The organism is Bacillus sp. SIMBA_008 (assembly GCF_046535495.1).
Taxonomy (GTDB): domain Bacteria; phylum Bacillota; class Bacilli; order Bacillales; family Bacillaceae; genus Bacillus; species Bacillus subtilis.
Window position 1 is genome coordinate 264,512 of the sequence record NZ_JAWRWL010000006.1, and the last position, 16,063, is coordinate 280,574.

General features: G+C 42.6%; 17 protein-coding genes. 12 read left to right on the top strand and 5 right to left on the bottom strand.

The window, feature by feature from the left end:
- Positions 1-131: 131 nt before the first annotated feature.
- Together SB658_RS19375 and SB658_RS19380 are read left to right on the top strand one after the other, a co-directional pair.
- Positions 132-1,121, top strand: a complete 990-nt coding sequence (locus SB658_RS19375) for a glycosyltransferase family 2 protein (protein ID WP_003244113.1) — start codon at positions 132-134, stop codon at positions 1,119-1,121.
- A gap of 71 nt (positions 1,122-1,192) precedes the next feature.
- Positions 1,193-3,778, top strand: coding sequence for a YfhO family protein (locus SB658_RS19380; protein ID WP_085187173.1), 2,586 nt, complete (start codon positions 1,193-1,195; stop codon positions 3,776-3,778).
- Here SB658_RS19380 and SB658_RS19385 read toward each other — a convergent pair.
- Positions 3,771-4,754, bottom strand: a complete 984-nt coding sequence (locus SB658_RS19385) for a metal-dependent hydrolase (protein WP_014476212.1) — start codon at positions 4,752-4,754, stop codon at positions 3,771-3,773. The genes SB658_RS19380 and SB658_RS19385 overlap by 8 nt on opposite strands.
- A 215-nt stretch (positions 4,755-4,969) precedes the next feature.
- Between SB658_RS19385 and mutY the strand changes: the two genes are divergently transcribed.
- On the top strand, positions 4,970-6,079 hold the full coding sequence (gene mutY / locus SB658_RS19390) for an A/G-specific adenine glycosylase (protein WP_015252513.1): 1,110 nt from the start codon (positions 4,970-4,972) through the stop codon (positions 6,077-6,079).
- Between the two features lie 7 nt (positions 6,080-6,086).
- Here the strand turns inward: mutY and SB658_RS19395 are convergent, their stop codons facing one another.
- Positions 6,087-6,311, bottom strand: coding sequence for a hypothetical protein (locus SB658_RS19395; RefSeq protein ID WP_003233542.1), 225 nt, complete (start codon positions 6,309-6,311; stop codon positions 6,087-6,089).
- 81 nt (positions 6,312-6,392) lie between these two features.
- Here SB658_RS19395 and fabL point away from each other — a divergent pair, with 81 nt between their 5' ends.
- From fabL to SB658_RS19420, 5 genes are all read left to right on the top strand, one after another.
- Positions 6,393-7,145 (top strand): enoyl-[acyl-carrier-protein] reductase FabL, encoded by a 753-nt coding sequence (fabL, locus tag SB658_RS19400; RefSeq protein WP_003223262.1) that lies wholly within the window; start codon positions 6,393-6,395, stop codon positions 7,143-7,145.
- 68 nt (positions 7,146-7,213) lie between these two features.
- Complete coding sequence (gene sspE, locus SB658_RS19405) at positions 7,214-7,468, top strand: gamma type acid-soluble spore protein SspE (protein WP_014476214.1); 255 nt, start codon at positions 7,214-7,216, stop codon at positions 7,466-7,468.
- Positions 7,469-7,640: 172 nt separating this feature from the next.
- Positions 7,641-7,901: a YgaB family protein gene (locus SB658_RS19410; protein WP_031315502.1), complete on the top strand. Its 261-nt coding sequence runs from the start codon at positions 7,641-7,643 to the stop codon at positions 7,899-7,901.
- Between the two features lie 143 nt (positions 7,902-8,044).
- Positions 8,045-8,575 (top strand): nucleoside tri-diphosphate phosphatase, encoded by a 531-nt coding sequence (ntdP, locus tag SB658_RS19415; protein ID WP_003223272.1) that lies wholly within the window; start codon positions 8,045-8,047, stop codon positions 8,573-8,575.
- A gap of 86 nt (positions 8,576-8,661) precedes the next feature.
- Positions 8,662-10,404: an ABC transporter ATP-binding protein gene (locus SB658_RS19420; RefSeq protein ID WP_101598929.1), complete on the top strand. Its 1,743-nt coding sequence runs from the start codon at positions 8,662-8,664 to the stop codon at positions 10,402-10,404.
- Positions 10,405-10,480: 76 nt separating this feature from the next.
- Here SB658_RS19420 and SB658_RS19425 read toward each other — a convergent pair whose 3' ends face one another.
- Both SB658_RS19425 and SB658_RS19430 read right to left on the bottom strand, forming a co-directional pair.
- Entirely contained in the window at positions 10,481-11,542 is a 1,062-nt protein-coding gene (locus SB658_RS19425) for an aromatic acid exporter family protein (RefSeq protein WP_003233537.1), read from the bottom strand.
- A 219-nt stretch (positions 11,543-11,761) separates the two neighbouring features.
- The gene (locus SB658_RS19430) at positions 11,762-13,051 is read right to left on the bottom strand and encodes a glutamate-1-semialdehyde 2,1-aminomutase (protein WP_085187176.1); all 1,290 of its coding nucleotides are present in this window, start codon (positions 13,049-13,051) and stop codon (positions 11,762-11,764) included.
- A 152-nt stretch (positions 13,052-13,203) separates the two neighbouring features.
- On the opposite strand from SB658_RS19430, the gene bcp reads away from it, so the two are divergent.
- Both bcp and perR read left to right on the top strand, forming a co-directional pair.
- Positions 13,204-13,677: a thioredoxin-dependent thiol peroxidase gene (bcp, locus tag SB658_RS19435; RefSeq protein ID WP_003233532.1), complete on the top strand. Its 474-nt coding sequence runs from the start codon at positions 13,204-13,206 to the stop codon at positions 13,675-13,677.
- A gap of 122 nt (positions 13,678-13,799) precedes the next feature.
- Positions 13,800-14,237, top strand: coding sequence for a peroxide-responsive transcriptional repressor PerR (gene perR, locus SB658_RS19440; protein WP_003223285.1), 438 nt, complete (start codon positions 13,800-13,802; stop codon positions 14,235-14,237).
- 34 nt (positions 14,238-14,271) lie between these two features.
- Here the strand turns inward: perR and SB658_RS19445 are convergent, their stop codons facing one another.
- Positions 14,272-14,625, bottom strand: coding sequence for a YgzB family protein (locus SB658_RS19445; RefSeq protein ID WP_113713065.1), 354 nt, complete (start codon positions 14,623-14,625; stop codon positions 14,272-14,274).
- A 207-nt stretch (positions 14,626-14,832) separates the two neighbouring features.
- Here SB658_RS19445 and SB658_RS19450 point away from each other — a divergent pair, with 207 nt between their 5' ends.
- A complete protein-coding gene (locus SB658_RS19450; RefSeq protein ID WP_003243727.1) occupies positions 14,833-15,717 on the top strand; it encodes a nucleotidyltransferase-like protein in 885 nt (294 codons plus the stop codon).
- Between the two features lie 146 nt (positions 15,718-15,863).
- Positions 15,864-16,063, top strand: a 200-nt coding sequence (locus SB658_RS19455; RefSeq protein ID WP_410602132.1) for a hypothetical protein, incomplete at its 3' end; no start/stop codon positions are given.

Below are 16,063 nucleotides of genomic sequence, written 5' to 3' on the forward strand. Positions count from 1 at the left end.
GAATGTCACCATAAAATTGTAACAAAAAACAGGTTTAAACGACTTTAAAAAAAGGAATAGCCTTACTGAAGATTTGTGTAAAACTCCCCTAAGGCAATACTTAAAAAGAATAATAAAAAGAAGGTGCCTTAATGAAGCAAGGATTAATCTCGATTATTATCCCGTCTTACAATGAAGGGTATAATGTCAAACTCATTCATGAATCTTTAAAAAAGGAATTTAAAAACATTCATTATGACTATGAAATATTCTTCATAAACGACGGAAGTGTTGATGACACGCTTCAGCAGATCAAAGACTTGGCAGCAACGTGCAGCCGGGTAAAATATATATCTTTTTCTCGAAACTTTGGAAAAGAAGCCGCAATTTTGGCGGGCTTTGAGCATGTTCAGGGCGAGGCGGTTATTGTCATGGATGCCGATCTGCAGCATCCGACATATTTGCTGAAGGAATTTATCAAAGGCTACGAAGAAGGGTATGACCAAGTCATTGCTCAAAGGAACAGAAAAGGGGACAGCTTTGTCCGCTCACTCTTATCATCTATGTATTACAAGTTCATTAATAAAGCGGTGGAAGTCGATTTGCGTGACGGTGTCGGTGACTTCAGATTGTTAAGCCGCCAAGCTGTGAATGCACTTTTGAAGCTGAGCGAAGGAAACCGCTTCTCAAAAGGCCTTTTTTGCTGGATTGGCTTTGATCAGAAAATTGTATTTTATGAAAATGTCGAACGAAAAAACGGCACCTCCAAATGGTCGTTCAGCAGTCTGTTTAACTACGGAATGGACGGCGTCGTTTCATTTAATCATAAGCCGCTGAGATTATGTTTTTATACAGGCATTTTTATCCTGCTGCTTTCCATCATTTATATCATTGCCACATTCGTTAAAATTTTGACTAACGGTATTTCTGTGCCTGGGTATTTCACCATTATCTCAGCAGTGTTATTTCTCGGCGGAGTACAGCTGTTAAGCCTTGGAATTATAGGTGAATATATCGGCCGAATCTATTATGAAACAAAAAAACGCCCGCATTATTTGATCAAAGAAGCGAATATCCCGAACAAAGACCTGCCTGAAACGAACGAATTAAAAAGCATGCGGCGTCTGACAAAAATGCACTGAAAATACCAAGCGCCATTGGCAGTGCTTTTTTTGCGTGTCTATTATCTTAAAAGCAAGACTGGAGAATTCATATGAAAAGAAAACATATTATGATCTATGCGGCCAGTTTGCTGGTGTCCGTTCTGGCACACGCTTTTTTTGTGAAAGAATGGGCGGAAGGCAGGTATATGACAGGTCCGGGTGACGGGCTTGCGCAAATGATCGTATTTAAAAAATTATTATTTGACCAATATACACACGGGAATTTTTTCTACAATTATTCATTCGGACTTGGCGGCGGCACATTCAGTCAGCTCGGCTATTATTTTTCTGCGTCTTTTCTTTTTCTTGCTGTGTCCGCCGCTGTTTGGCTGCTTCAAGCCGTCCAGCTGATCGGAGAAGCGGATACGCTTTTTTGGGCAGAGTCAGCTGTTTTTATCAGTATTTTTAAATTGAGCTTGATCATCTTTACGTCCGCTTCTGTTTTTCATTATCTTCTCAAGCACAGGGCGGCATCGTTCACGGGAGCTGTGTTATACGGCGTCTCAATTATTTATTTCCGTCACGAAGCGTATTGGGAATTTTTCACCGATACAATGGTTTGGCTTCCGCTGCTTGTGCTTGGCGCAGAAAAAATTATTAGAGAGCGGCGTCCGGCGTGGTTTATCGTTGCGTGTTCGCTGACGTTAATCAATAACTTTTACTTTGCATACATAAACCTTATATTCATCGGAATCTATGTGCTGTTCAGATGGCTGATCCGTTTGGAACCACATGAAGAGAAAAGATGGATTCAAATCAGATTATTTCTCGTTTCAGGCTTCATTTCTTTTGGCATCAGTGCGGCGGCGTTTGTGCCGGTAGTATACGGTTTTTTAAACAACCTGCGCCCTCCATACAGCCAGAAAATAGAGTGGCTCAATTTCGATGATAATATCTTATTTTCGAGCCGGATCATCATTGTGCCGGCCGCTTTTCTGCTGTTTTTGTTTATGATTTCTTTTTACAAAAACCGTGTGTTTCGTCTCTTTGCCGGGTTGAGCCTGCTGTTTATTCTGTTTCATTTCAGTCCGTATGCGGCAAGCGTCTTTAACGGTTTTTCCGCCCCGCAAAACCGGTTTGAATATATTCTGGCCTTTACCATTGCGGGAGCAGCTGCGGCTGGTTTGTCACAGCTGTCTGAATTGAAACGGAAAGAACTGCTCCCGGCCGCAGCTGTCGTCCTGCTTCTTTACTTGTATCATATTCAAAGGTATAAGCTCGATATATGGAAGCCTGCGAATGAAAGTATTCTATTGCTCTTACTCATGACAATCGCAGCCTTGTTTGCTGCAGCTTTTGCGAAAAAACGGGCAAAAATGGCTGTGTACGGTATAATCATTCTTTCTTCGCTGTTTGTCGCCAACTCCTATCAAAAATACGCACTCTCAGAAGGCGGAGATTTGGATAGTGTGACAAAAGAATATCTTACAAGTGAGGAATACAGAGGGCGGGAATCATCTGAGCTCATCAGACGTTTACAGAAGGAAGACGATGATCCGCTCATGAGAATCGACTGGATGAACGGGGTCCGCAATAATACGCCAATCATTTACGGATTTAATGGCTTCAGCGCCTATTCCAGCATTTTAAACAAAGATCTGCTGGCCTTCTATTGGAATGATTTAAGTATCGATATGGGCAGGGAAAGCGTCAGCCGTTACGCGTCATTGGGAGACAGGGCGAATTTATACAGCCTGCTTTACGGCCAATATTATATGACCGAAAAAACAAACGAAGCCAGCGTTCCGTACGGCTTCAAAAAGCATTTAGAAACAGAGCATTATGCAGTTTATGAGAATCAGTACATGCTTCCATTCGTCAAAACAGCGGATGCCATATACAGCGAAAGTGAGCTGGACCGATTGCCCGCTCTTGCGAAAGAACAGGCGATGCTGAAAGGAATCATATTAAAAGATCCATCAGGAAAAACGGAGCAGACACCAAAACCGTCCAATTTGATCACCAAGTCGGACATCACTGCAAAACAAGCCCAGTATCAAAATGGGCTGCTAACCGTAACTGGAGAAAACGGAGGAGAGCTGATCATCACCCCGAAACAGCCATCATCCGCTCCGGGAGACTACTATGTCAGCTTTTATTTGAAAAGCAAAGCAAAAGACAAAGGATTTACGTTAAAGGTAAATGATTATGTCACAACAAGGAAATCGAACAAATCGATATATAAAACCGGAGTAAATAATATAACGGTAAGAGTGCCTAAATCAGGCCATATCTCAATCAATCTTCCGAAAGGAACCTATGAGCTGAGAAACATAGCGCTCTATGAAGAAAATTACCAAACGCTGAAAAACGCTGTAATGCAAAATAAAACAGAGAAAGCAGACAAACTGAATTGGAACAAAAATCGACTGACCTTTTCCTATCATCTCTCAAAAGACCAGTACATCATGCTTCCGATCCCATATGAAAAAGGCTGGGAGCTGAAGATCAACGGAAAAACACAGAAGATCGAAAAAGCGGATTATGCTTTTATAGGCTTCAAGGCGCAAAAGGGAGACAATCACATTGAGCTGACTTACTATCCGCCATACTTCAAAATATCGGCAGTCATATCTCTCGTCAGTCTGCTGTTTGCTGTTTTCTATATAAGACGTAAAAAGCCCGGCTCTATATAGAGCCGAGCTTTAATTTTTTCTGAAGTTTTTCTTCGCTGAATATCCATCCCGTATAGGACGAACGAATCGTGAGATCATGGCCGATGTGAACAATTGCGACAAACGGATAATGGCCTTTGCTCCGATAACGCAGGTCGATAAATCTCACCTCATAATGATCTTTAAACGTATCCACTTCCCACCGGTAAACCGGAGAAAAGGACAAAAACGCCGCGATGTTATCATCCTGCTTTGCCGCATGCATTACATCGGTTTCAGGAACAGGCACCCGATTAAATGTATCCAGAATCACTACATGTCCTTCCATGCTTCTTCCTACATAGAAAGCATGTGCTGTCGTCACTGCGATTCGCCATTGCCTGAATTTCATCGTTGGAGAAATAATAATGCTTTCGATCTCATCATGAATCATCTCATGAAGCTTCCGTTTAATTCTAAGCTGCATGATCAGGCGCACCAAATAATAGCCTGCCAATATGATATATAAGCTGAGAAACGTGATGCCGGGACTCCCGCCTGCATACCAAATCGCGATAGCTGCCAGATGGCTGATAAAAATAAACGGATCAAACGTATTAATCAGCCCGAGCGCAACCCATTTTTTCGAAAACGGACGAATGGCTTGTGTTCCATAGGCGTTGAATATATCAACAAAGACATGTAGAACGACTGCCAGCAGTGTCCACAGCCACAGGTGCAGAAAATCGGCCTGAGGATAAAATAAATACAGAATCGCCGGGATGATGACAGACCAAAACAAAACGGCGGGAATTGAATGGGTAAATCCTCTGTGATTCCTTATATAAACAGCATTGTTTTTAAGCTTTAACACAGTATCAATATCCGGAGCCTGAGAGCCCGCAAGCGTTGCGATCATAACAGCGTGAGCCATTGCCGGATCTGATCCGACAACAGGATCAAGCGTCGCAATACCGCCCAGTGCGATGCCCATAACGACATGTGTGCCCGTATCCATAGGTGACCTCCTTGCAGGATGATCCTGCACATTCACTTTGTAAGAAATTCCCCATTTTCATATACCCAATTTTTAAACTGATTCAATCGTTCTCATATGTTTCCGCTTTTTCTTTATTACTATTTAATGTAACATATTATCGTACTGTGCCCTTAGTGTACAACAAAAAACAGTCTAAAGAAAAGCGGGGCGCGAAAGACTGGGGAGAAACACATATGAACGTACTTGAAGACAAATTAAAACAAAAAGACATACAGCAATTTCGCGATGATTTAATCTCATGGTTTGAACGAGAGCAGCGCGTTCTGCCGTGGAGAGAGGACCAAGATCCATATAAGGTGTGGGTATCTGAAGTGATGCTGCAGCAAACGAGAGTAGAGACAGTGATTCCTTACTTTCTCCGGTTTGTGGAACAATTCCCGACAGTGGAAGCGCTCGCTGATGCTGATGAAGAAAAGGTGCTCAAAGCATGGGAAGGGCTCGGCTATTATTCGCGAGTTAGAAACCTGCAAAGCGCGGTAAAAGAAGTGAAACAGGAATACGGCGGCATTGTCCCTCCAGACGAGAAAGATTTTGGCGGGTTAAAAGGCGTCGGCCCTTATACAAAGGGAGCGGTGCTCAGCATTGCCTACAATAAACCCATTCCCGCGGTTGACGGAAATGTGATGCGTGTCATGTCCAGAATTCTTTCTATTTGGGATGATATTGCCAAACCAAAAACAAGAACGATCTTTGAAGACGCCATACGAGCTTTTATTTCCAAAGAAAAACCATCTGAATTTAATCAGGGCTTGATGGAGCTTGGAGCCTTGATCTGTACGCCAAAATCACCCTCATGCCTGCTATGCCCGGTTCAGCAGCATTGCTCGGCATTTGAAGAAGGCACTGAACGGGAGCTTCCGGTAAAAAGCAAAAAGAAAAAGCCCGGGATCAAAACCATGGCCGCGATCGTATTGACTGATGAAGACGGACAAGTGTATATCCACAAACGGCCGTCTAAAGGTTTGCTCGCCAACCTGTGGGAATTCCCTAATCTTGAAACACAAAAAGGGATCAAAACTGAGCGTGAACAGCTCATTGCTTTCTTAGAAAACGAATATGGCATACAAGCTGATATCAGTGATCTGCAAGGTGTAGTCGAGCATGTTTTCACCCACCTGGTATGGAATATTTCAGTGTTTTTCGGTAAAGTAAAACAAGTGTCGGATACCAGCGAGCTGAAAAAAGTAACGAAAGAAGAGCTCGAACAATTTGCGTTCCCGGTGTCACATCAAAAAATCTGGAAGATGGCAGTAGAAGCAGCCGCCATCTCGGCTGCTCCGTAAACCATTCTTAATCGTAAGATACGCGCGTGCCGTGGCTGTAGTCCGCTTCATTGCGCTTCATTCCGCCGCGCGCTTCAATTTCTTGCGTTAATTCCCGGTATTTTGATTGGCCTTCTTCGTTCAAATAAGGCATAATTTGCTGAAAGGCATGATGAAAATAAGCGAGTTCACTGTTCTTCCAATCTTTTTTGGAAACCATGTTCAATTCGCTCATATCACGTCCGACATACATAACAGAAGACCCCCTTTAAAGTTCTTGCCATTATTGTTTGTGGAAATAAAAGAACTATACGCTACAAGGAGATGAGGAAAAATGGAACAAAATAAATGTGCACTCGTAACAGGAAGCAGCCGCGGTGTCGGAAAAGCGGCCGCGATCAGACTTGCTGAGAACGGCTATAACATCGTTATTAACTATGCACGCAGCAAAAAAGCAGCATTAGAAACAGCGGAAGAAATCGAAAAGCTTGGCGTTAAAGTGCTTGTCGTAAAAGCAAACGTAGGACAGCCTGCAAAAATCAAAGAAATGTTTCAGCAAATTGATGAAACGTTCGGCAGACTTGATGTTTTTGTCAATAATGCCGCATCAGGAGTACTAAGACCTGTCATGGAATTAGAAGAAACACACTGGGACTGGACGATGAACATTAATGCGAAAGCATTGCTTTTCTGCGCTCAGGAAGCTGCCAAGCTAATGGAGAAGAACGGTGGCGGGCATATTGTCAGCATTAGTTCATTAGGCTCTATCCGCTATCTTGAAAACTACACCACGGTCGGTGTATCAAAAGCAGCGTTAGAGGCTTTAACCCGTTATCTTGCCGTTGAGCTTTCACCAAAACAAATTATCGTCAATGCTGTTTCAGGCGGAGCGATCGACACAGATGCGCTGAAACACTTCCCGAATAGAGAAGATCTGCTTGAGGATGCGCGCCAAAACACGCCGGCGGGACGCATGGTCGAAATTAAAGACATGGTTGATACTGTTGAGTTTCTAGTGTCTTCCAAGGCTGACATGATCCGCGGACAGACAATTATCGTTGACGGCGGACGTTCACTGCTGGTTTAAAAATTTTTAAAAAAGAGGAATAGCTATACGATCACCTGCACATTCTAATGACCGTGGAGGTGATAACAATGGCTAACTCAAATAACTTCAGCAAAACAAACGCTCAACAAGTTAGAAAACAAAACCAACAATCAGCTGCTGGTCAAGGTCAATTCGGCACTGAATTTGCTAGCGAAACAAACGCTCAGCAAGTCAGAAAACAAAACCAGCAATCAGCTGGCCAACAAGGTCAATTCGGCACTGAATTCGCTAGTGAAACTGACGTACAGCAGGTAAGACAGCAAAACCAATCTGCTGAACAAAACAAACAACAAAACAGCTAATCACTGAAACAGAAAAAAGCACTTCATCTTCGGGTGGAAGTGCTTTTTTCTGTTTGAAAAACGACAAAACTTGTGGAAGGTCTACAGAATGAGTCAAAGGGTTTGCTTTATGGAGATCGAAATGATTAAAGGAGGAAATGTTTATACTTTCATCAGGCTGAAGGAGGAACCGATGACGGAATTTGAAAAGCTGGTAAGCGAACAGATGAAAACGATGGATAAGCTTCTCGATCTCCAATCAGAGCTCGACCGCTGCAAACAAATTGAGGCGGAACTCCGGCATTTGGAAAGGGATGCAAAGCTGCGTGGGATTCAGGCTGAAATTGCGGTAAAACGGAAACACCTTGCCGATATACAGGATATGTTTCAGAAGCAGACAGAGCAGGTCATTCGTTCATATCGCAGCTCAGAAAAGCCGTCTTCCTTTGTGTAGTGCAGGAATGTGCCATTCCCCGGCCGGAATGGCTCTTTTATTTTCATTTTTCAATTTGTAACGTTATAATAGGTAAAAGACGTTGTCGGTAAGCAAATTTGGACATACTAACTGTAGGGCTTTATAGAAAGTAGGGGAGAAATATGGGCTATCCCAAGGAAGGAGAAACCATTCAAATTCACAGCTATAAGCACAACGGGCTGATTCATAGAATTTGGAATGAGACAACAATCTTAAAAAGTACAGAAATGTGTGTCATCGGAGCCAATGACCGGACGATGGTAACCGAATCAGACGGCCGGACATGGATAACCAGAGAGCCCGCAATCTGTTATTTTCACGCAAGACAATGGTTTAATGTCATCGGGATGCTGAGGGAAGACGGGGTTCATTATTATTGCAACATCAGTTCTCCGTTTGCCTATGATGGCGAAGCAATTAAATATATTGATTATGACTTAGATGTTAAGGTTTTTCCTGACATGACCTACAATATTCTCGATGAAGACGAATATGATGATCATCGGAAAGCCATGAATTATCCAAAAGAAATCGACAGTATTTTAAGAGACTACTTAAATACGCTGCTCCATTGGATTCACCAGCGTCAGGGACCGTTTGCGCCCGAGTTTGTCGATATGTGGTATGAACGGTATTTGCGCTACACAAAATAATGGTTACGTAAAAACCTGTTGCGGGGTACAACAGGTTTTTCACATGGGCTCACACACATCATGATAAAGAGAGAGGGGGAATCAACGTGGGGGTTATGAAACGCTACATGCAATTCGTCAAACCTTATAAGAAGCAAATTTTCGTTACAGTGTTAATCGGGATCGTAAAATTCTCCATTCCGCTTGCTCTCCCATTGCTTCTGAAGTACGTAGTTGACGACATTATTCAAGGAGGCGGCACGTCCAGTGACAAAACCACGTCATTGTTCACGATTATGGCGATCATGTTCGCCTTATTTTTAATTTTGCGCCCGCCTGTTGAATATTACCGGCAATATTTTGCCCAGTGGACTGCCAGCAAGGTGCTTTATGATATAAGAGCTAAGCTGTTTGACCATATACAAAAACTGAGCCTGCGTTTTTACGCGAATACAAGAACAGGGGAAGTCATTTCCCGAGTGATTAATGATGTAGAACAAACAAAGGATTTCGTCATCACAGGGCTGATGAATATATGGCTCGATATGCTGACGATTTTGATTGTAATCTCGATCATGCTCACACTGGACGTTAAATTAACGCTGATCTCTATCGTATTATTCCCATTATACGGAATATCAGTGAAGTATTTTTACGGCCGTTTACGAAAGCTGACAAGGGAGCGCTCACAGGCTCTTGCTCAAGTGCAGGGGCATTTGCACGAACGCATTCAAGGCATGCCTGTCATCAGAAGCTTTGCGATAGAAGATCATGAACAGGCTCAATTTAATGAGAAAAACGGGCATTTCTTAGATAAAGCCATCCGCCACACGAATTGGAACGCCAAAACCTTTGCGGTCGTTAATACCATTACAGATTTGGCGCCGCTCATCGTCATAGCGTGCGCCGGGTATTTTGTCATTAATGGACCGCTGACAGTCGGAACAATGGTCGCGTTTGTCGGATATATTGACAGAATGTACAACCCTGTTAGAAGGCTGATCAATTCCTCTACAACATTGACACAGTCAATCGCATCAATGGACAGGGTGTTTGAATTTATTGACGAGCCCTATGAACTCACTGACAAACCAAATGCGATAAAGGCCGATCAGATTCGCGGAGGAGTGGAGTTTCAAAACGTTTCGTTTCAATATGAGAAGGACAAAGAAAATATTCTTCATGATGTATCCTTAAAAGTAAATAGAGGAGAAACTGTAGCTCTCGTCGGCATGAGCGGAGGAGGAAAATCAACGCTCGTCAGCCTGATCCCAAGATTTTATGATGTAACAAGCGGCAGACTGCTGATTGATGGGACGGATATTCGCGATTATGAAGCAAGAAGCCTTCGCAACCAGGTTGGTATGGTGCTTCAGGATACCTTTTTATTTAGTGAAACGATTCGGGAAAATATCGCGATCGGCAAGCCTGATGCCACACTTGAAGAGATAATCGAAGCCGCCAAAGCTGCAAATGCCCATGAATTTATCATGAGTTTTCCAGAAGGATATGAGACCCGGGTGGGAGAACGTGGCGTTAAGCTTTCAGGCGGACAAAAGCAGCGGATCTCAATTGCGCGGGTATTCCTGAAAAATCCGCCGCTCCTCATTTTAGATGAAGCTACATCAGCTCTGGATTTGGAAAGTGAGCATTACATTCAAGAAGCGATGGACAAACTGGCGAAGGATAGAACAACTTTTGTTGTCGCCCACCGTTTATCGACAATCACCCATGCGGATAAGATTGTTGTCATGGAAAACGGCACAATCATTGAAATCGGAACCCATGATGAACTCATGGACTATGAGAGCCAGTACAAGCACTTATTTACCATTCAAAATTTGAACTAAAACATCAATCTTATATCCTTTTAACGAAGGATATAAGATTTTTTTGTATATAAAAAAACCCGGCTGTTTAACCGGGTTACTCTTCTGTTTCTATTTCGCAGTCTTTCGGATGATACGTTTGAAAACTTGTGATAAGTGTTTCTAAATGTTCAAGCTGCTCGCGATATTCCACGGCGCTTGCCATAATATTGAGCATGTTGTAATCAATAAGCTCCTCATCCGTATTCTGCTGATTTTTTAAAAATGACTTTGTTAAAAGCTGCTTATACCGGATGCCTTCTTCAACCGCGTCATCATGCGGCTTGATTTTTCCGACAAACCTCATCAAAATCCGTTCGTGCCAGTAAAGCAGGTAATCAAGTTCTTCAGTCAATGTTTCCTGAAACTCTTCCGGCATATGATAGATCTCGTTTTCCAGACGATGCAGCTTCTTCAATGTATCAAGCGCCCGATTTGCAGTAATAATGGCCTGTCTGAACAGGACAAGCTTTCTTGATTTCACATAAGTCGTTTTCTTAAAGTAACTTCTTTCTTCTTTATATAGAAGATATGTCTGATCAAGCTTGATCATTTTTTCTTTCAGTTTTTCAATATCCTCTTTCAAAATCGAATGCTCTGTCGACTGCCGCATGGACAATCTGATCCACTTCATAATTTCTTCGGTGTTTTCGACGGTATTATGAATCAGCTTTGTTTCGTACTTAGGAGGCAAAAACACAAGGTTGACGATAAAGGAAGAAAGCACCCCTAAGATGACTGTGCTTGTTCTGATCAGCGCGAACATTAAAAAGTCGTCACCGGCAGATTCTAATATCGCAATGACTGTTACAAGAGCAATTGAAATTGTATGTTCAATTTTAAGTTTCAGCATAATTGTAATGACAATAACTGCTGTTAACCCGATCATAATCGGGCTGGGTCCGAAAATAAGGCCGAACACTGTGGCAATCACAGCTCCGATGATATTTGCTTGAACCTGGTCAATAATAATGAGAAAAGAGCGGTAAATCGACGGCTGGATCGCAAATATCGCTGCAATTCCAGCGAAAATCGGCGCGGGAAGCCCGATCCACGAAGCCAAATAAAGAGCAAGTGTAATCGCAATCCCGGTTTTGAAAATGCGGGCACCAAGTTTCATTGGTTTGTGCGTGCATTCCTTTCTATAGTAAATTGTGTGACATAGCAAATGGGCTAATCCTTAAAATTCCCGGTTAGTTTATTTGCTAAACAATTAAGTAATATACAGGGATCGATACAAATATTCAAGCTATTTTTCTAGAAAAAGACCAAAATCTTACACGTTGTTTGATTCCATAAAAAAACAGGAGCCCAAAGCTCCTGTTCAAAGTATCTGATTCTAGTTTTTAAGATGTTTAAAAGCATCCTCGACCGCTGCAAGCGTGTCTTTAATATCCTGCTCTGTATGTGCTGTGGTAATAAACCAAGCTTCATACTTAGAAGGTGCTAAATTAATTCCGCGTTCCAGCATCAGCTTGAAAAACGTAGCGAATGTTTCTCCGTCACTCCGTTCAGCCTGCTCGTAATTTTCCACTTTCTCATCAGAGAAGTATACCGTGAGCGCACCTTTTAACCGGTTGACCGTAATGGTGATGCCGTGTGTTTCTGCGTGCTTCAAAATGCCTTCCTCAAGCATAGCGCCAAGGTGATCAAGCTTTTCATACACGCCTTTTTCTTTGAGCACTTCCAGACAAGCGATGCCTGATAGGATGGAAGCGGGGTTCCCTGCCATTGTTCCTGCCTGATAAGCAGGCCCTAGCGGAGCTACCTGCTCCATGATTTCTTGATTGCCGCCATAGGCGCCAATCGGAAGTCCGCCGCCGATAATTTTCCCGAGTGCTGTTAAATCTGGTTTCACCTGTAAGAGATCCTGCGCGCCGCCATACATAAAGCGGAAAGCCGTAATGACTTCATCGTAAATAACGAGAGCGCCTGCATTATGTGTCAATTCATTTACTTTTTCTAAGAAGCCCTCTTTAGGCTCGACGATACCGAAGTTGCCGACAATCGGTTCAACGAGAACCGCCGCGATTTCACTGCCCCATTTATCAAGAGCCGCTTTATAGCTATCGATATCATTAAATGGTACTGTGATCACTTCGTTTGCAATGCTTTTCGGTACACCGGCTGAGTCTGGTGTGCCGAGAGTAGACGGGCCGGAGCCTGCGGCGACAAGCACAAGGTCCGAATGCCCGTGATAGCAGCCCGCAAATTTAATGATTTTTGTCCGGCCTGTATATGCGCGAGCCACGCGGATGGTCGTCATAACGGCTTCTGTACCCGAATTGACGAATCTTACTTTGTCCATAGCGGGAATGGCTTCTTTGAGCATCTTTGCAAATGTAACCTCGTGTTTCGTTGGTGTTCCATACAATACACCGTTCTCTGCCGCTTTTTTAATCGCTTCTGTAATATGTGGGTGGGCATGTCCTGTAATAATCGGACCGTACGCCGCTAAATAATCGATGTATTTGTTGCCGTCCACATCCCAAAAATAAGCGCCGCTTGCTTTCTCCATTGCAACAGGAGAACCGCCGCCGACTGCTTTATATGATCTAGACGGGCTGTTTACACCGCCGACAATGTGCTGTAATGCCTCATTGTGAAGTTCAATTGATTTTGTATGCAAGAATAAAAACCTCCTATATCTCCATGCGTCCTTTCTATTGTAGCATGCTTCCGAACAAGAACAATGGCTTCGGGCTTCAGATTCAGCTGAGATGGTTGTAATCCGGACAAGAATTGGATACGCTTAATAAAAAAACATCCGGAGGTATCGTAATGACTATAGAAATCGGACAAAAAGCGCCTGATCTTGAGTTAAAAGGCGATCATGGGGAAACAGTAAAATTATCGGATTATAAAGGAAAGTACATCGTGCTTTATTTTTATCCAAAGGACATGACACCGGGATGTACAACTGAAGCATGCGATTTTCGGGACAGTCACGAAAGCTTCGCCGAACTGGATGCCGTCATTATTGGCGTCAGCCCGGACAGCCAGGAAAAACACGGAAAATTTAAAGAGAAGCATAACCTGCCATTTCTGCTTCTTGTTGATGACGAGCATAAGCTGGCGGAAGCGTTTGATGTGTGGAAGCTGAAGAAAAACTTCGGAAAAGAGTATATGGGAATCGAACGTTCCACTTTTTTAATTGATAAAGAAGGCCGGCTCATTAAAGAATGGAGAAAAGTAAAAGTAAAGGACCATGTAGCCGAAGCGCTTCAAACCCTCAAAGATATGTCGGAAAAGTAAATCTCTATGAGCCTATGCTTACTTTTACCCTGATATCAATTGACAAATTATCGTAGAAAGAGTTACACTAATTATAAACATTACAATGTAAGAATTTTTTTTAGAAGAGAGGTGCATGACGGATGGCTGCACATGAACTAAAAGAAGCCTTAGAAACGTTGAAGGAAACCGGAGTTCGCATTACTCCTCAACGTCATGCGATTCTGGAATATCTCGTTAACTCTATGGCTCATCCAACAGCGGACGATATATATAAAGCTCTGGAAGGGAAATTTCCTAACATGAGCGTAGCGACGGTATATAACAATTTGCGTGTGTTCCGAGAATCAGGTTTGGTAAAAGAGCTCACATACGGTGATGCTTCCAGCAGATTCGATTTTGTGACATCTGATCACTATCACGCGATTTGCGAAAACTGCGGTAAAATTGTGGACTTCCACTACCCGGGCCTTGATGAAGTGGAGCAGCTCGCTGCCCACGTCACGGGCTTCAAGGTAAGCCACCACCGTTTAGAAATTTACGGCGTCTGCCAAGAGTGTTCGAAAAAAGAAAATCATTAAAAATAAGCTGACCGCACGAAACGGTCAGCTTATTTTATTTCGACATTTTCTTTTTATTATAAGACTCATCAAATTCTTTTCCTTCTAATCCCTTATCTAAAGTCAGCGGCTCTCGGCAATGCATGCACATATCGACTCTTCCTAAAACCTTTGTCTCTTTTTCACAGTCCGGACAAATGACGCGAACCGCTTTGGTCGAAAGCATTCCGATCCAAAAGTAAACTACCGTGCTGAGACCGATGGATAAAAGCCCAAGTATCATAAACAAACTAGAAAGCAAAACCGACTCTTTGAAAAAGATCCCGATGTACATAATGATAAACCCAACGAAAACCAAACTTAACGCAAATGTTCTGATTTTATTAATTTTGCTGGAGTATTTCGCCATGTCCATCCCCCTCTGATTTAACTATAGCACAAACCCGATGGGATTTTCTTCATGTTTTCGGTTGAACTGGAATTTACATATGGAGAGTTACTGTGAAATTGTTTATAATAGTTCAATGTGTTTAGAAAAAAGGAATTTCGTTTTAACCATAGAATTGAATCAAATAGAGAATAAAAAAATTTGAACAATTGCATTGGAGGAATAGTGATGGAAAATCTTCTCCGTCCAATTTACCAAGAAAGAGCAAGTCACCCCAATACATTGGCTGTCATTATGATTGAGAGAAGAAACAAAACATCTTCCTTAACAGATAACTTTGATGCAGCTTTGCTGGTGATTGTAAAGGATGCTGATGAGCCAGTTTTTATAAAGCATTATGAATTTGATCATCAAACAGCTTCTTTGCATGTGGTAACAGATTCTCAGATTCAAGAATGGATTTTGCTTGGAACAAATAGAAGAATCATAGATTGGATTGTAAATGGCAGAGTCTTGTTTGACCGTAATGAATACGTAGTTGAACTGATTGACAGGCTGAATACATTTCCGTTTGCCGAACGTAAACTGAAGATCGGACTCGAATACGGCAAATTAATCAGAAGGTATGTTGAAGGGAAAGCTTTTTTTGAAGCCAATCAATTTTTAGATGCCTACAACGCCGTTGTTCATGCGCTGCATCATTTAGCACGTATTGAAGTAATCGACAGAGGATTCCATCCCGAAACCACGGTGTGGAGCCAAGTGCGCCAGATGGAGCCGCAAGTGTACAAGTTATATTCCGAGCTGATTGAAAGTCACGAGAGCCTGGAAAAAAGACTTGAATTATTATTCTTAGCAAATGATTTTCTCATCCATTCCAAAGCCGAGATCGGTTCGGCGCATCTTTTCGAAGTAATGAAAGAAAAAGACATTTGGCAATTCGGTGAGCTTCTTCAACATCATGACCTAAAGCACTTTACCCAAGATCTTGGCGTTATGCTTGATTACTTGACAGAAAAGGGACTTATCAACGTCTGCCAGATAGAAACGAAAGGACAGGCTGTCTATCACCGAGGATATTCTTTTAAAAAAGGTGTTGACTCTGATTCTTGACCGTGTTATATTATTAAACGTCGCTGATGCGCTTCTGAGAAAACAAGCTCACAGCGGCGGGAAAATAAATCAAAAAAACATTTGACAAAAGAAAGTTCAAAATGTTATATTAATAAAGTCGCTTCAACAAGAAGTGAAAATGATCTTTGAAAACTAAACAAGACAAAACGTACCTGTTAATTCAGTTTTTAAAAAATCGCACAGCGATGTGCGTAGTCAGTCAAACTAGGGCCTGCACGACGCAGGTCACACAGGTGTCGCCGCAGGAAGCGGTGAACTTAACCTGTGATCCATTTATCGGAGAGTTTGATCCTGGCTCAGGACGAACGCTGGCGGCGTGCCTAAT

What these genes read in the sequence shown, in the direction of transcription:
- SB658_RS19375 (WP_003244113.1), top strand. Translation starts at nt 132, where the DNA reads ATGAAGCAAGGATTAATCTCGATTATTATCCCGTCTTACAATGAAGGG.
- SB658_RS19380 (WP_085187173.1), top strand. Translation starts at nt 1,193, where the DNA reads ATGAAAAGAAAACATATTATGATCTATGCGGCCAGTTTGCTGGTGTCC.
- SB658_RS19385 (WP_014476212.1), bottom strand. Translation starts at nt 4,754, where the DNA reads ATGGATACGGGCACACATGTCGTTATGGGCATCGCACTGGGCGGTATT.
- mutY (WP_015252513.1), top strand. Translation starts at nt 4,970, where the DNA reads ATGAACGTACTTGAAGACAAATTAAAACAAAAAGACATACAGCAATTT.
- SB658_RS19395 (WP_003233542.1), bottom strand. Translation starts at nt 6,311, where the DNA reads ATGTATGTCGGACGTGATATGAGCGAATTGAACATGGTTTCCAAAAAA.
- fabL (WP_003223262.1), top strand. Translation starts at nt 6,393, where the DNA reads ATGGAACAAAATAAATGTGCACTCGTAACAGGAAGCAGCCGCGGTGTC.
- sspE (WP_014476214.1), top strand. Translation starts at nt 7,214, where the DNA reads ATGGCTAACTCAAATAACTTCAGCAAAACAAACGCTCAACAAGTTAGA.
- SB658_RS19410 (WP_031315502.1), top strand. Translation starts at nt 7,641, where the DNA reads ATGACGGAATTTGAAAAGCTGGTAAGCGAACAGATGAAAACGATGGAT.
- ntdP (WP_003223272.1), top strand. Translation starts at nt 8,045, where the DNA reads ATGGGCTATCCCAAGGAAGGAGAAACCATTCAAATTCACAGCTATAAG.
- SB658_RS19425 (WP_003233537.1), bottom strand. Translation starts at nt 11,542, where the DNA reads ATGAAACTTGGTGCCCGCATTTTCAAAACCGGGATTGCGATTACACTT.
- bcp (WP_003233532.1), top strand. Translation starts at nt 13,204, where the DNA reads ATGACTATAGAAATCGGACAAAAAGCGCCTGATCTTGAGTTAAAAGGC.
- perR (WP_003223285.1), top strand. Translation starts at nt 13,800, where the DNA reads ATGGCTGCACATGAACTAAAAGAAGCCTTAGAAACGTTGAAGGAAACC.
- SB658_RS19445 (WP_113713065.1), bottom strand. Translation starts at nt 14,625, where the DNA reads ATGGCGAAATACTCCAGCAAAATTAATAAAATCAGAACATTTGCGTTA.
- SB658_RS19450 (WP_003243727.1), top strand. Translation starts at nt 14,833, where the DNA reads ATGGAAAATCTTCTCCGTCCAATTTACCAAGAAAGAGCAAGTCACCCC.